This is a genomic window from Streptomyces sp. 6N223 (assembly GCF_052246635.1).
GTDB lineage: Bacteria > Actinomycetota > Actinomycetes > Streptomycetales > Streptomycetaceae > Streptomyces.
Genome location: NZ_JBQQCA010000031.1, coordinates 24,356 through 37,641, shown reverse-complemented (window position 1 = coordinate 37,641; position 13,286 = coordinate 24,356). Strand labels below are relative to the sequence as shown.

The following is a 13,286-nucleotide window of genomic DNA, read 5'->3' as shown; positions in this document are numbered from 1 at the left end:
CCGATCGGGCTGCTCTCACCGTGGTTGGCTGGGTCAGCGCGAAGCGGCATCAGGAAGCGCGGACCGCGAGGGTGGGGGCGGAGTCGCCGTCCACCATCACGTGTGTCTCACGACGGAACTGGCGGACGATCCGGTCCGAGAAGGCGGCTCATCGTTTGGTGGTGAACTGTCCGGTGAACCCCATGAATTCCGTGCGCTTTTTATGATGTGTGACCCGATACGTGATCGGGCCCGGCGAGCTGACCCGGCCCGCGCTGTTGCGATGGTCGCGCGCGGTACGGAGGTCCGCGAATCCTGCTCCGTGACATGGAGCGCTCCTTGCTGTCCGTGACAGCTCCGGTTCGGGCGGGGGAAGGGCGGCCCGGACGGAGCGCCGCGTGTGGGGGTGGGGGAGTGCGGCGGGGCAGGCGGCGTTCGGGTTGTCCTCGGCGGCCAACAACCCTTCTCTTCCGCCCGCCTTGTTCCTTTGCGTCATACGTAAGACGAGTGGTCGAAGCGCTTCGATGTTCGGTGAGGCTAGGACCCAACAGCGGGTCGCACAAGCCCTGCGGCAGAAGTTCGATGAACGAGTCTGAGTGCTCCTTGGGCAGGGGATGCAAGGCATTCCCGGTTGTTGACGCACAGTCTCACGGAAGAAGCGGGTTTCAAGCCAGTGTCGAAGCGCTTCGAATAGTGGTGATCAACTAGTGGGTCGCCACCTCTTCCTACTCGTAGCGCTCAGCCTTCGACGCCGGTCGCGGTGTGCGCGGCGCCCACCGGCTTGGACTCGGGTGAGCCGCGCTGGCGCAGGTAGACGGAGAGGATGGCCATGGAGGCCATCGCCAGCAGCTCGGACTGCCAGTTCTGGAGCGTGCGGCTCCAGAAGTCGGCCGTGGTCAGGTAGTCGCCCCAGCCGATGGGGTCCTGGTAGTCCCGCAGGCGCCGCTCGTTGAACGCCGCCACGCCGCTGACCGACTGCGCGAGCCACGTCAGCACGAACAGCCCGCCCATGACCAGGCCGAGGGAGTTGGAGTACAGCGTCCGGCGCCAGCCGGAGGCGCGGGCCCAGGCGGGGGAGCTCCGCCGCGCGTGGGGCCCGATCATCTGGTACTCCTCGGACTCGCGGCCCGGCCGGTCCAGCGGCTTGGACTCCGGCGAGCCGCGTTGCAGCAGCCAGACGGTGCCCATGACGTAGAGGAAGAACTGCAGGTACTCCGACTGCCAGTTCTCGGTGACGTCCACGGCGAAGTCCGAGGAGGTCAGGTACGCGCCGAAGGAGAGGGACGCCAGCCCGTCGGCCTCGAGTTCGTTGTTCATTTCGGCGTGTCCGGCCACGCCCTGGGCGAAGAGCGTCAGCAGGAAGGCCCCGCCGAACGCCAGGGTCAGCCCGTTGTCACGCACCCAGCGCACCCAGCGCTTCATGCCCGCTCCTCACCCCTGGATCTCGCAGTCGTAGGGCTGCCCCTCGCCGGGCCGTGGCCGGCAGAGCGCGGCGGTCACCCGCCATCCGGCCGCGAAGTGGGCCAGGAAGAGCGTGTCGCCCGGGAACGCCACGCGGGCCTGCTGGCCGTACACGTCCGTGTGCCGCTCGTCCGGCGTTCCGCCCGTCGGAGGGAGCGGCAGCCCGGCCACGGCCTCGGGACAGGGCGCTTTGGCGGAGCTCGTCAGCTCCTGGCGCGCACGCGGCGCCAGCAGCTCGCAGGCGCGCGCGCCGTCCCCGGCGTGGAGGGCGCGCAGGAACGCCGTGCCCGCCCGCGAGGCGTCCGAGGCGCGCGCACCCGGCGTCGCGCACCCGGCCGTCACCAGCGCCGCCAGGGCCGCGAGGACGGTCACCGCCGCCAGCGCGGCGCGGGGGCATCGTTGCCTGCTCACGGCCACCACATTACGGATCTAAGGGGTGAAAAGGGTGAAAGGGTGAAGGGGCGTATGACTGCGCGGTCAGGGCATGGTGTCCCACCGGGAGGCGGTGAACCGGACCCGGTCCACCATGCCCTTGCCGGGGCTGAGCTGGCGCCGGTCGTGGGGATACGGGTGCGCGGGCGCCAGCGTCTTCACCCGCCGGGCCTTGGCGCCCAGCTCCGTCAGGGTCCGCTTCGGCACGCCCTCCCGGACGCGGAAGAACAGGTCGTCGTTCTCCCGCTTGATGAGCGTGCGAACTCTGCGCAGCAGCCGCCCGGTGAGCCGGTCGAAACGGGCGCTGCCGGGCTCGGCCTCCTCCAGCTTCCGCAGCAGGTGCTCGGTGCGCGCGTGGTCCCGGGCCGACTGATCGGCCAGATCGTGCCCGTCGTCCATGCACTTACGCATCGCCGGGTGGAGGAGCTCCTCCTTCGTGACGAAGTGGCGCACCAGCTCGATCGTGGCCTGGTTGGCGTGGATCTTCCGCTGCCCGTCCCCCGTGGGCAGCATCTCCAGCTCGTCGAGGATCTCCTCGACCTCCCACTGATCCTCGATCAGCTCCACGATGATGTCGTCCCCGTATCCCATCGCGATATCCCCTCACACATGCCGCCCCGTGCCTACCAGCGATACCAGCGGGACCTCGTTCCTGCGGCGGTCGTGCTGCGCACGAGGAAGCCGAGCAGCCAGATGATCAGTACGGCGACGGCGAACACCCACAGGATCTTCAGCGCGAAGCCCGCGCCGAACAGGATCAGGGCGAGCAGCAGCACGAGCAGGACGGCGGCCATCACCGGCCTCCGCCGGCCCTGTTGATCGCGTCCCTCGTGCGGTCCACCAGGGAGACGAAGGGCCCCACGGTCCACTGGGCGGCCGGCTTGCCCGCCGCCGTGGGATGCGGGTGGGTGGGCGCGATCTTCTCGGCGGCGCGCAGCCTGGTGCCCATGCGCCGGAGCTGGTCCTCGCTGCGCCCGGCGCGCACGTACGGGAACTCCTCCCGCTCCTCGCGCTCGGCGTGGGCGATCACGGCCGCCTCGAACTCCACGAACCGCGCGTCGAACTCGGCGCTCTCGGTGGTCAGCTTCTCCAGCTCCAGCAGGACCTCGTTGGCCCGCTGCTCCTCGTGGTTGCGGGCGTCGGCCTCCTCGCCGCCGGCGGTGTCCTTCGCCACCGGGCGCAGGATCATCTCCTCGGCGGTCTCGTGCACCGCGAGGAGCGCGCGGAGTTCGTCGAACGCCTGCTTCTTGTGTTCGCCCTCCGCGCTACGCACGTCCGCGAAGAGCTCCCGTATGCGGGCGTGCTGCTCCATGAGGATGCGGATGACGTCCCCTTCGGGAAGCTGCGCCGCTCGCCGCCGCTCATCGTTGGCCTCGTCGCTCATCGGGTGATCCCTTCCGCTCGGCTCGATCGAACCTGAGCCCCGAGTCCCCCGGACCAATCCCCCGAAACACGAACATCTCCCCACCCAACCCCGCCCCCTCAATCCGGGCGAGGGCGTGGCGCCGGCGTCGAGCTCCGTCAGGCTCACCCGCCGGACCGCCGCCACGACCGGCGCCTCGCCGGCGTGCGCCCCACCTGCGCGCATTGGTCTGCTCTGTTCTGATTTCTCCGGGGTGTCGTCGGGTACGCGGCACGAGACGGGAGAGACAGACGAGAGATGCGAGATCAAGGGAGGCATCATGGCTCACACCAACCCCATCGAGGTCCAGAAGGCGCTCAAGGGCGCTGACTATCCGGCGAGCAAGGACGACCTGATCAAGCTGGCGCAGCGGAACCACGCCAAGAAGGACGTCGTGGAGGACCTCTCCCACATGCGGCGGGACCGCTTCGACGGACCGAACGAGGTCGAGAAGGAGATGTTCGGCTCCTGACCGTCCTGACCGTCCTGACCGTTCGCCCAGGCCCTGAGGCCCTCATTCAGGGGGCCCTCAGGGCCGCATGACGACCTTCGCCGCCTCCTTGTGCTGGAACATCCGGTACGCCTCCGGCGCCTCGGCCAACGGCACATGGTGGGTGGCGAAGTCGTCCACGCCAAGGGGATCGTCCGCCGACAGCAGCGGCAGGATCTCCGGGATCCAGCGCTTCACGTTGGCCTGCCCCATCCGCACCTGGATCTGCTTGTCGAAGAGCGTGACCATCGGCAACGGGTCCGCCGCGCCGCCGTAGACGCCGCTCAGCGAGAGCGTGCCGCCCCGCCGCACCATGTCGATGGCCAGGTAGAGGGCGGCCAGCCGGTCCACCCCGGCCTTCGAGGCGATCTTCTCTCCCACCCGGCCCGGCAGCCTCCCGCCCAGGCTCTGCATCAGCTTGCCAGCCGCGCTGCCGTGCGCCTCCATGCCGACCGAGTCGATCACGGCGTCCGGCCCGCGCCCCCCGGTGCGCTCGCGCACCTCCCCGACGATGTCCTTGTACGCCGTGAGGTCCAGCGCCGTCACCCCGCGCTCACGGGCCCGCTCCAGCCGCTCCGGGACCAGGTCGATCCCGAAGACCTGCCCGACGCCCCGGTGCAGCGCGATGCGGCAGGCCATGTCGCCGATCGGCCCCAGGCCCAGCACCGCGAGGCTGCCGCCCTCCGGCACGTCGGCGTACACCACCGCCTGCCAGGCCGTGGGCAGCACGTCCGAGAGGTACAGGTAGCGGTCGTCGGGCACGTCAGGCGGCACCGGCACCGGGCCGTACTGCGCCTGCGGCACCCGCAGGTACTCGGCCTGCGCGCCCGGCACCCGCCCGTACAGCTTGGTGTAGCCGAACAGCGCCGCGCCCGTGCCCTGCCCGCGCACCTGCGTCGTCTCGCACTGGGTCTGCAGGCCCTGCTCGCACATGAAGCAGTTGCCGCAGGCGATCTGGAAGGGCACGACCACGCGGTCGCCGGGCTTCAGCGTCGTGACCTCGGCGCCGACCTCCTCCACCACGCCCATCGGCTCGTGGCCCAGGATGTCGCCGGGGGTCATGAACGGCGTCAGCACCTCGTACAGGTGCAGGTCGGAGCCGCACAGCCCGCTGGAGGTGATCCGCACCACCGCGTCGGTGGGCTCCTGGATCGTGGGTTCTGGCACCTCGTCGATGCGCACATCGCGCTTGCCGTGCCACACGGCGGCCTTCATGCGCCCCACCCGCCCATCCGGCGGCGGTACCCGGCCCGGTGGGCCGCGTGCCGGGCGAGCCGTCGGGCGTCGCGCCGCAGGCGCCTGAGCCGACTCGGCCGGCGCAGCGGGCGAAGGCCGTGCATGCCGTGCGCCCTGTGCATTCCGTGCATGCCGTTCGCCCTGTGCATGCCGGGCACGCCATGCATGCCGCGTATGCCGTGCCGCCCGCCCAGCCCAGGCCGCCGGCGCATCCGGCGCATCCGGCGCATCGCGCGTACGCCGCGCATCCCGCGCATCCCGCGCAGGACACGCAGGCCGCGCATCCCAGGCATCGCGTACGCGGACACGCGCATCGCGCGCCCCATCGGCCCGGCGTGCCGCCTGCCGGCGTAGTGCCCGGCCTGGCCCGCGAGGCGGGCGGCGGCCCGCTGCTCGGTCGGGGACTCCGGGATCATCGAGGCCGCCAGCAGGCCCGCGCCGAAGGCGACCAGGCCGACGGCCTTCGGGCCGTTCTCCTCCGCCACCCGGCGCGGGCTGACCCGCTCGGCCAGGCGGTCGAGGTCCTCAGTGAGTTGCTCTCGCGTCTTCTCGATCTCGGCCCTCAGCTGCCGCGGTGACGTGCCGCCCATCGTGTGTCCTCCTTCAGCGACTGCAGCGACTGCATGGTCTGGTTCGGCCTCGGCGACACGCTCTGCATCCGGTAGCGGGCCAGCGGAAACAGGATGAGGCCGATGAACGCCCACCCGCCGGTGACGATCAGCGCGGCCCAGGCGGCGTTCATCACGTTGGCCAGGCCGAAGACACCGGCCAGGGAGCCGAAGACGGCGACCATGTACCCGGCGAACCCGGCCGCGCCGAACATGCCGGCCGCCTGGCCCGCCTTCGCCGCCTCCTGCCGGATCTCCACCTTGGCCAGCTCCACCTCCTGGCGGAACAGCGTCTGCGCGTCCGCGGTGACCGCCGACACCAGCTCGCCGACCGAGCCGTCCCGGTGCCGCTGCTCGGCCCGCCGCTCGGTACGGGGCTCGGTACGGGGCTCGGCCCGCTGCGCGGGCCGCCGTGCGACCCGATGTTCGGTCGAGGTCATCTCACCTCACCGCCTCTCCGCCCACTGCCTCCGGCCCGCCTTGGCGAGCCGCCCGACGGCGAAGCCCGCCAGCGCCGCCCCGCCGACGAGCGCCACCGGCCGCTGCCGCATCGCTCTCGCCGGGCCCGGCGTGCGCCGCTCCGCCCCTTCTCGCTGTTCGAGCTGTTCGAGCTGTTCTCGCTCTTCGAGCTGTTCTCGCTCTTCGAGCTGTTCTCGCTCTTCTCTTTCGAGGGTTTCGCTCATGCCCCTCCGAGTAACCCACGCCGCGCGGTCAAAACAGACAAAGCGCTCGGGTTGCCTCGGTGTGGCGCTCGCGCGGCGTCAGCTCCACCGTCACCACCTCCGTGAGCCTGCGCGCCGGATACAACACATGCGGCTGGCCAAGGGCGCGCCCTCTTTCCAGGGAGCGACCGGCCAGGTGGAGCTGTGCCGCATCGAGCTAACCTGACGCCTCATGAGAGGGGCAAGGTCGTCCGGCGACTCGCGGCGACGGCGAACGCGCGCACGCGCGCACGGCCCGGAGAGCAGCGAAGGAGTCAACGTGACGGACGCCGCCGCCCCGGTGATCGTGAGCAGTGATCCGGGCAGCTTCGCGTGGAGCGTCCTGGCCAAGCGCCACCCGGCCCTGATCGAGCGGGTCCGCGACGCCCACCCGTACGCCCCCGCGCAGCGCCGCGCGCTCGACGCGCTGCTGGCGGAGACCGGCGACGGCACGATCCGGCCGCTGTCGCCGGACGCGGACGCCCGCGACCGGGCCGCCTGGGCGCGGTGGGGCCTGGCCGACCACGTCGGCCGCTCCTGGTTCGACGTGCCCTTCCTGTGGGCGGAGAGCTACTTCTACCGCCGCCTCCTGGACGCCGTGGACTTCTTCACGCCCGGCAGCCCCTGGCAGGGCATCGACCCCTTCGGCCCCGCCAAGGGGGCCGAGCTCGACGGCCCGGCGGTCGACGACGAGCTCCGCGCCCTCGACGCCCTGGCCGCCCGCCCCGCCCACGACCAGGCGGCGGCGCTGCTGCACGCCGCCCTGTGGGGCAACCGCGCCGACCTCGGCTTCCGCACCACCCACCCCGAGGCGGCCGACCCCGCCCACGACCTGGTCGCCGACGACACCGCCACGCTCTGGTCCCTCCTGTCGGCCGGCACCCCCGGCACCCCCGGCGTCCCCGGCACCGTCGCCCTGATCGCCGACAACGCCGGGCCCGAGCTGATTCCCGACCTGCTCCTCGTCGACCACCTGCTGCGCCACGGCCACGCCCGCGCGGTCGACCTCCACCTCAAGCCCCACCCGTACTACGTCTCCGACGCCACCATGGCCGACCTCATCGCGGCGCTGGACCGCCTCACCCGCGCCCGGGGCCGCGCGGCCGGGGCCGGCGCCCGCCTGCGCGATGCCCTGCGCACCGGCCGCCTCCGGGTCCGCGCCCACCCCTTCTTCTGCGCGCCGCTGCCCTACGCCGACATGCCCGCCGACCTGCGCCGCGACCTCGGCGCGGCCACGCTGACCGTGCTGAAGGGCGACCTGAACTACCGCCGCCTCGTCGGCGACCGGCTGTGGCCGCCCACCACCCCCTTCGCGGAGCGGACGGCGTACTTCCCCACGCCCGTGGTGGCCCTGCGCACTCTCAAGTCCGACGTCATCACCGGCCTGACCCCGGACCGCGCCGCCGCGCTCGACGCCACCGGCGAGCCCTGGCGTACCAGCGGCACCCACGCCCTCGTCCAGGCCCGGCCGTAAAGGGCTTCGCAGAGGCGGAGCCCGCCCGCGTCCACGGACGGCCCGGGCGAGGGCGTCAGGGGTGCGGGAGGGGCAGCGGGTCGAGGGGGCGGTAGGCGACGTCGAGGGCGTCGAGGTGGGGGAGGTGGCCGGTGAGGCGGCCGTGGAAGCCGGGGAAGTCGCGCTCCTCGGAGGACCAGCCGACCTCGGCCAGGGCAGCCAGGCGGGGGAACGCCCGCCGCTCGACCAGGCGGGTCGTGGGCAGGTACTCGCTCCACAGCTGCCCCTGGACGCCGAGGGCGGTGACCGGCGGCCGGTAGCCGTAGACCTGGGACAGCGGCAGCAGGCCGCGGATGGCGAGCGGCTCGTCGGGGGCCTCGCTCTCCGCCCAGTCCAGGTAGGTGTACTCCTGCGGCGCCGCGACCGTGTCGAGACCGGCGCGCACGGCGCGTTGGACGTGGTGCTCGGCGCGCCAGGCGAAGACCGCGGCGCCGTCCGGCACGCCCGCGTCGATCAGCTCGTCCCAGACCGCGGCCCGCCGTCCCAGCCCGGCCAGGTGGTCGGTCAGCTGCCGGGCCCACCAGCCCAGCAGGCCCGTCGGGCCCGGCAGGCCCTCGTCGGCGACCCGCCGCAGCGCGTCGGGGCTGGCCGCCCACTCGTGCGCCGGCACCTCGTCGCCGCCGATGTGCACGTAGTCGGACGGAAAGACGTCGGCCACCTCGTCCAGCACGTCGCGGACGAACGCCACCGCCCGGTCCGAGGTGTTGAGCACGTGCCGGGAGATGCCCCAGGCGACGCGGACCGGCAGCTGCCGGGTCGGGTCGTTGCCGAGCCAGGGGTAGGCCGCGATCGCCGCCTGCATGTGCCCCGGCGCGTCGATCTCCGGCATGATCCTCACGCCCCGGCGGGCGGCGTAGGCGACCAGGTCGCGCAGCTCGCGCTGGGTGTAGAAGCCGCCGTGCGCCACGGTGTCGGTCCGGTTGTCGTCGAGGTGGCCGACGCTGGAGCCGGTGCGGTGGGCGCCGACCTCGGTGAGCCGCGGGTACCGGCTCACCTCGAACCGCCAGCCCTGGTCGTCGGTGAGGTGCAGGTGCAGCGTGTTCAGCTTGTACAGGGCCAGCAGGTCGACGTACCGGTAGAGGAACGGCAGCGGGTGGCACCAGCGGGCGACGTCGAGCAGGGAGCCGCGCCAGCCGTACCGCGGCCGGTCGGTGATCTCCACGCACGGCACCCGGCCGTCCGGGCCGCGCAGCTGCCTGAGGGTCTGCACCGCCCACCGCAGGCCGGCGGTGGTGGCGGCGGTGCCGCGTATCCCGTCCTCGGTGACCAGCAGCCGGTAGCCCTCGTCGCCCAGGGCCGGGTCGTCGACGACGGACAGCCACAGCGTCCGCGCCTCCCCCTCCGCCTCCGCCACCGGGCCGGTGGGGCCCAGCGTGCCCAGCACTTCTCGGGCCAACTCCGCGACGTCGGGCGGGGCCTGCACCCCGGTGCCGGGGCCGAGGCTGACGTGGCCCTCCCGGACCCGCATCGTGTGCGGCCGGGGTATGAGGGGCGGCACGGAGGCGGAGGGCCGGCTCGGGTGGTCGTGCATGGCGGTGCGTACTCCGGGATCGGGCGGCGCGGTGAGGTGGGCGAACGCAAGGCATCCTAGGCACGAGGATCGGCCGCGTACCCCTTGTTGACGCGTTCCGGAAGGGATGACATCGTTCCCAGCTGGGATCGATCCCATACATCTTGGAGGGGGGCGGCCGTGCGCTTCGGTGACGATGTCTTCCTGTTCCGTGACACATGTCACGTGTACGTCATCAGGTACGGCCGCCAGGCGGTGCTCGTCGACTTCGGCAGCGGCGACGTGCTGGACCACCTCGCGGACTTCGACGTGGACGAGGTCACCGACGTGCTGGTCACCCACCACCACCGCGACCAGGTGCAGGGCCTGGCACGCGCCGGGGCGGCCGGGATACGCATCTGGGTGCCGCCCGTCGAACGCGATCTGATCGACCGGGTGGACGAGCACTGGCGCACCCGGCCGCTGGACAACGACTACTCCGTGCGCGAGGACCGGTTCTCGCTGCTGCGCCAGGTGGCGGTGACCGGGACGGTCGCCGAGTACCGCACCGCCCGGTACGGCCCGGCCCTGGTCCACACCCTGCCGCTGCCCGGGCACACCACCGGCTCGGTCGGGTACCTGGTGGAGTCCGGCGGCCGGCGCCTGGCGTTCACCGGCGACCTGATCCACGGCGAGGGCCGGGTCTGGTCGATGGCCGCCACGCAGTGGGCGTACACCGGCCACCACGAGCACGCCGGTCTCGAGGGCGCCGCGGCCACGGTGCTGTCGTGCATGCAGCTCCTCGACCACCGCCCCGACGTGCTGCTGCCCTCGCACGGCGAGCCGGTCACCGACCCGCCCCGGGCGGTGGCGCGGCTGAGCGCCCGCCTGAAGGAGCTGATGGACAGCCGGAGCCGCACGCCGTGGGACCCGGAGTCGATGCTGCGCCGGCCCTGGCGGGAGGTCACCCCGCACCTGCTGCGCAACACCACCAGCATGGCGTACTCCTACGCCCTGCTGTCCGACCACGGCACCGCGCTGCTGCTCGACTTCGGCTACGACCTGTGCACCGGGCTGGCCAGCGGGCAGGACCGCGCCTCCCGCCGGCCGCTGCTCGCCTCCATCGAGGCGTTGCGCCGCGACCACGGCATCGAACGGGTCGAGGTCGCGGTCCCGACCCACTACCACGACGACCACGTCGCGGGCTTCAACCTGCTCCGCGAGGTGCACGGCACGGATGTCTGGGCGCCGTCCCACATCGCTCCGGTGCTGCGCGAGCCGGAGCGCTGGGACCTGCCGTGCCTGTGGTACGACCCGATCCCGGTGCAGCGGGAACTCCCTCTCAACGCGCCGGTGCGCTGGCGCGAGTACGAGATCGGGGTGCACGACCTGCCGGGCCACACCCTCTACGCCGCGGCGTACTCCTTCGTCGCCGACGGCCGCCGGGTGATCGCCACCGGCGACCAGCAGAGCACGGCGTGGGAGCCGGGGATCCAGCCCGACCTGCTGAACTTCCAGTACCGCAACCGCTTCCGCATCGACGACTTCACCCGCAGCGCGGAGCTGTACCGGGAGCTGCGGCCTGAGCTGATGATCAGCGGGCACTGGCGGCCGCGCGAGGTCACCGACGCCTACCTCGACATGCTGCTGGAGGAGGGGCAGCGGCTGGCCCGGCTGCACCGCGAACTGCTGCCGCGCGACGTCGACTTCGGAGCGGAGGGCGTGGGCGCGCGGATCGCGCCCTACCGGGCCGTGGTCGCGGCCGGCGGCAAGCTGCGCCTGGAGGTCGAGATACGCAACCCGTTCCCCCGGAGGGAGGCCGCCGAGGTGCGGCTGGCGCTGCCGGAGGGCTGGATCGCCGAGCCGGACGTCGTCCGCACGGAGGTGGGCGGGCACCGGGAGGCGGTGGTCGGGTTCGTGGTGCGGGTGCCCGGCGGGGTGGCGCGGGCGGAGCGGCAGCGGGTGGCGGCCGATCTGACGGTGGGGCCGATGCGGTTCGGGCAGCAGGCCGAGGCGCTGGTCAGCGTGCGATGACGCGGCGCCACGGCCCGGAGACGCCGACGGCGGGAAGCGGGGCGTTCGAGGGCGCCGACCGCGCCGCCTCCGGCGCCGTCCGCGCCGTCCGCGCCGTCCGGGCCGTCCGGGCCGTCCGGGCCGTCCGCACCGCCTCCGGCGCCGTCGAGGTCACGGCCGACGCGTACCGGATGACCGTGGCGGCGGACGGCACCACCGCCCGGATCACCGCCCGGATCCCCGCCGGCGGCCACCCCGTTCTCCTCCAGCTGCCCGGAGCCCTGGACCGGGTCGGCGCCCGCGACGAGACGCTGGCCGCGTCGCCCCCCGAACTGGACGCCGGCGGACCGCACCCGGTCGTGACGGTGGCGCGCCGCAGCACGGCGTGGCGCCGGGCCGGCACCCGGCTGCGGTGCACCCCGCAGGGCCCCGAGATCAGCTGGTGGGTCGAGGGCGACGGACGGCTCGACGAGGTCACGCTGCTGGGCACCCGGGCGGCGTTCGGCGGCCGGGGCGGCGGCACCCGGCCCAGCGGCCACGCCTGGCGCACCCTGTTCTCGCCCAACCCCGGGGCCCCGCGACGGCTGCTGCGGGGCGCGGGCGAGAGCGCCGTCGTCGGGGTCTGCGGGGACGCCGGTCCCGGCCGGGGGCACTGGTTCTTCACCCCCGCCCCGCTGTGCCTCGCGCTGACCGAGGCGGCGCTCGCGGACGACACCGACCCCGGGGACGCCGCGGTGCCCGCCGGGTGGTGGACGCTGGGCGTCGGCGGGCCCGTGGACGAACTGACGTTCACGCAGGTCGAGTACGTGCCGGGCGACCACGGCTGCCAGCTGCGGCTGGCCTACGAGGGGCACACCCGCGTCGCGGGCCGTTTCCGCACCCCTGCGGTGCTGCTCTCCCCGGGCCACCGCGACCCCTACCGAGGGCTCGCCGCCCACCGCGCGTGGCTCGCGGACCGGGGCTGGGCCGCCCCCGCGCGCACCCGACGCGCCGCCCCCGCGTGGTGGTCGGAGCCGATGTTCTGCGGCTGGGGGGCGCAGATGGCCCGCGCCCGTGACCTCGGCCGGCCCGCCCCCGACCTCTGCACCCGCGAGGAGTACGACGCGCACCTGGCCCACCTGGAGCGCCACGGCCTGGTGCCGGGCACGGTCGTCATCGACGACAAGTGGCAGCGCTCCTACGGCTCCTGGGAACCCGACCCGGCCAAGTGGCCCGACCTGCGCGGCTGGATCGCCGAGCGGCATGCCCGGGGCCAGCGCGTCCTGCTGTGGTGGCGCGCGTGGGCCACCGAGTCGGTGCCGCCGGAGCTGTGCGTGCGCACCCCCGACGGCACCCCCGTCGCCCTGGACCCCAGCCATCCGGCGGCGCGCGCGCTGCTGACCCGCACCGTCCACCGGATGCTCTCCCGCGAGGGGTTGAACGCGGACGGCCTCAAGATCGACTTCACGGCCGACACCCCGTCCGGCCACTCCCTCACCTGGCACGGCCCGGGCTGGGGAATCGCGCTGCTGTACCATCAGCTCGCCGCGATCTACCAGGCGGCGAAGGGGGCGAACCGGGAGGCGCTGGTGGTCACGCACACGCCGCATCCGGCGTTCGCCGACGTGACCGACATGATCCGGCTCAACGACATGCTCCGTCTCGACGACCCCGAGCCCGACGCTCCCGTCGTGCCGCAGATGCGCTACCGCGCCGCCGTGGTCCGGACCGCCTGCCCGGGGCTGCCCGTCGACACCGACGACTGGTGCGCCCCGGACCTCCGGCAGTGGCGCGCCTACGCCGCCGCCAAGGCCGCGTTGGGCGTCCCGGCCCTCTACGTCTCCTCGCACCTGGACCGCACCGGCGAGCCCCTGCTGGAGCGCGACTACGCCGCGCTGCGCGCCCAGTGGGCCGCGTGGCGGGCGGTACGCCGGCCGGCCACCGGTCCGGACCGGGACGCCGGCGGTGGCGTCAGCACGTGAG

The 13,286-nt window shown here is 73.4% G+C and carries 14 protein-coding genes; 4 read left to right on the top strand and 10 right to left on the bottom strand.

The window, feature by feature from the left end:
* Window positions 1-717: 717 nt before the first annotated feature.
* The 5 genes from ACTWQH_RS19700 to ACTWQH_RS19680 form a co-directional block, all read right to left on the bottom strand.
* Window positions 718-1,401: a DUF6766 family protein gene (locus tag ACTWQH_RS19700; protein WP_443287949.1), complete on the bottom strand. Its 684-nt coding sequence runs from the start codon at window positions 1,399-1,401 to the stop codon at window positions 718-720.
* 9 nt (window positions 1,402-1,410) lie between these two features.
* Complete coding sequence (locus ACTWQH_RS19695; RefSeq protein ID WP_443287948.1) at window positions 1,411-1,851, bottom strand: hypothetical protein; 441 nt, start codon at window positions 1,849-1,851, stop codon at window positions 1,411-1,413.
* 66 nt (window positions 1,852-1,917) lie between these two features.
* Window positions 1,918-2,463: a hemerythrin domain-containing protein gene (locus tag ACTWQH_RS19690; RefSeq protein ID WP_443287947.1), complete on the bottom strand. Its 546-nt coding sequence runs from the start codon at window positions 2,461-2,463 to the stop codon at window positions 1,918-1,920.
* A 32-nt stretch (window positions 2,464-2,495) separates the two neighbouring features.
* Window positions 2,496-2,666, bottom strand: coding sequence for a hydrophobic protein (locus tag ACTWQH_RS19685; RefSeq protein WP_443287946.1), 171 nt, complete (start codon window positions 2,664-2,666; stop codon window positions 2,496-2,498).
* On the bottom strand, window positions 2,666-3,256 hold the full coding sequence (locus ACTWQH_RS19680; RefSeq protein WP_443287945.1) for a hemerythrin domain-containing protein: 591 nt from the start codon (window positions 3,254-3,256) through the stop codon (window positions 2,666-2,668). The genes ACTWQH_RS19685 and ACTWQH_RS19680 overlap by 1 nt, the downstream gene beginning before the upstream one ends.
* 298 nt (window positions 3,257-3,554) lie before the next feature.
* On the opposite strand from ACTWQH_RS19680, the gene ACTWQH_RS19675 reads away from it, so the two are divergent.
* Window positions 3,555-3,746: a DUF2795 domain-containing protein gene (locus ACTWQH_RS19675; protein ID WP_443287944.1), complete on the top strand. Its 192-nt coding sequence runs from the start codon at window positions 3,555-3,557 to the stop codon at window positions 3,744-3,746.
* 57 nt (window positions 3,747-3,803) lie between these two features.
* Here the strand turns inward: ACTWQH_RS19675 and ACTWQH_RS19670 are convergent, their stop codons facing one another.
* The 4 genes from ACTWQH_RS19670 to ACTWQH_RS19655 are packed head-to-tail and all read right to left on the bottom strand — an operon-like array spanning window position 3,804 to window position 6,291.
* On the bottom strand, window positions 3,804-4,979 hold the full coding sequence (locus tag ACTWQH_RS19670) for an alcohol dehydrogenase catalytic domain-containing protein (RefSeq protein WP_443287943.1): 1,176 nt from the start codon (window positions 4,977-4,979) through the stop codon (window positions 3,804-3,806).
* Entirely contained in the window at window positions 4,976-5,590 is a 615-nt protein-coding gene (locus ACTWQH_RS19665) for a DUF3618 domain-containing protein (protein WP_443287942.1), read from the bottom strand. The genes ACTWQH_RS19670 and ACTWQH_RS19665 overlap by 4 nt, the downstream gene beginning before the upstream one ends.
* Window positions 5,563-6,048, bottom strand: coding sequence for a phage holin family protein (locus ACTWQH_RS19660; RefSeq protein WP_443287941.1), 486 nt, complete (start codon window positions 6,046-6,048; stop codon window positions 5,563-5,565). Before ACTWQH_RS19660 ends, ACTWQH_RS19665 begins: the two co-directional genes overlap by 28 nt.
* 6 nt (window positions 6,049-6,054) lie before the next feature.
* The gene (locus ACTWQH_RS19655; RefSeq protein ID WP_443287940.1) at window positions 6,055-6,291 is read right to left on the bottom strand and encodes a hypothetical protein; all 237 of its coding nucleotides are present in this window, start codon (window positions 6,289-6,291) and stop codon (window positions 6,055-6,057) included.
* A gap of 298 nt (window positions 6,292-6,589) precedes the next feature.
* Between ACTWQH_RS19655 and ACTWQH_RS19650 the strand changes: the two genes are divergently transcribed.
* Entirely contained in the window at window positions 6,590-7,783 is a 1,194-nt protein-coding gene (locus tag ACTWQH_RS19650) for a damage-control phosphatase ARMT1 family protein (protein ID WP_443287939.1), read from the top strand.
* Between the two features lie 55 nt (window positions 7,784-7,838).
* On the opposite strand, the gene ACTWQH_RS19645 is transcribed toward ACTWQH_RS19650, so the two are convergent.
* A complete protein-coding gene (locus ACTWQH_RS19645) occupies window positions 7,839-9,353 on the bottom strand; it encodes a beta-N-acetylhexosaminidase (RefSeq protein WP_443287938.1) in 1,515 nt (504 codons plus the stop codon).
* 204 nt (window positions 9,354-9,557) lie between these two features.
* Here ACTWQH_RS19645 and ACTWQH_RS19640 point away from each other — a divergent pair, with 204 nt between their 5' ends.
* Window positions 9,558-11,345, top strand: a complete 1,788-nt coding sequence (locus tag ACTWQH_RS19640; RefSeq protein WP_443287937.1) for an MBL fold metallo-hydrolase — start codon at window positions 9,558-9,560, stop codon at window positions 11,343-11,345.
* On the top strand, window positions 11,342-13,285 hold the full coding sequence (locus tag ACTWQH_RS19635; RefSeq protein ID WP_443287936.1) for a hypothetical protein: 1,944 nt from the start codon (window positions 11,342-11,344) through the stop codon (window positions 13,283-13,285). The genes ACTWQH_RS19640 and ACTWQH_RS19635 overlap by 4 nt, the downstream gene beginning before the upstream one ends.
* The last annotated feature ends 1 nt before the right edge of the window (window position 13,286 follow it).

Excerpts from the sequence above, each read along its gene's own strand:
- ACTWQH_RS19700 (WP_443287949.1), bottom strand. The coding sequence starts at position 1,401 with ATGAAGCGCTGGGTGCGCTGGGTGCGTGACAACGGGCTGACCCTGGCG.
- ACTWQH_RS19690 (WP_443287947.1), bottom strand. The coding sequence starts at position 2,463 with ATGGGATACGGGGACGACATCATCGTGGAGCTGATCGAGGATCAGTGG.
- ACTWQH_RS19685 (WP_443287946.1), bottom strand. The coding sequence starts at position 2,666 with ATGGCCGCCGTCCTGCTCGTGCTGCTGCTCGCCCTGATCCTGTTCGGC.
- ACTWQH_RS19680 (WP_443287945.1), bottom strand. The coding sequence starts at position 3,256 with ATGAGCGACGAGGCCAACGATGAGCGGCGGCGAGCGGCGCAGCTTCCC.
- ACTWQH_RS19675 (WP_443287944.1), top strand. The coding sequence starts at position 3,555 with ATGGCTCACACCAACCCCATCGAGGTCCAGAAGGCGCTCAAGGGCGCT.
- ACTWQH_RS19670 (WP_443287943.1), bottom strand. The coding sequence starts at position 4,979 with ATGAAGGCCGCCGTGTGGCACGGCAAGCGCGATGTGCGCATCGACGAG.
- ACTWQH_RS19665 (WP_443287942.1), bottom strand. The coding sequence starts at position 5,590 with ATGGGCGGCACGTCACCGCGGCAGCTGAGGGCCGAGATCGAGAAGACG.
- ACTWQH_RS19660 (WP_443287941.1), bottom strand. The coding sequence starts at position 6,048 with ATGACCTCGACCGAACATCGGGTCGCACGGCGGCCCGCGCAGCGGGCC.
- ACTWQH_RS19655 (WP_443287940.1), bottom strand. The coding sequence starts at position 6,291 with ATGAGCGAAACCCTCGAAAGAGAAGAGCGAGAACAGCTCGAAGAGCGA.
- ACTWQH_RS19645 (WP_443287938.1), bottom strand. The coding sequence starts at position 9,353 with ATGCACGACCACCCGAGCCGGCCCTCCGCCTCCGTGCCGCCCCTCATA.
- ACTWQH_RS19635 (WP_443287936.1), top strand. The coding sequence starts at position 11,342 with ATGACGCGGCGCCACGGCCCGGAGACGCCGACGGCGGGAAGCGGGGCG.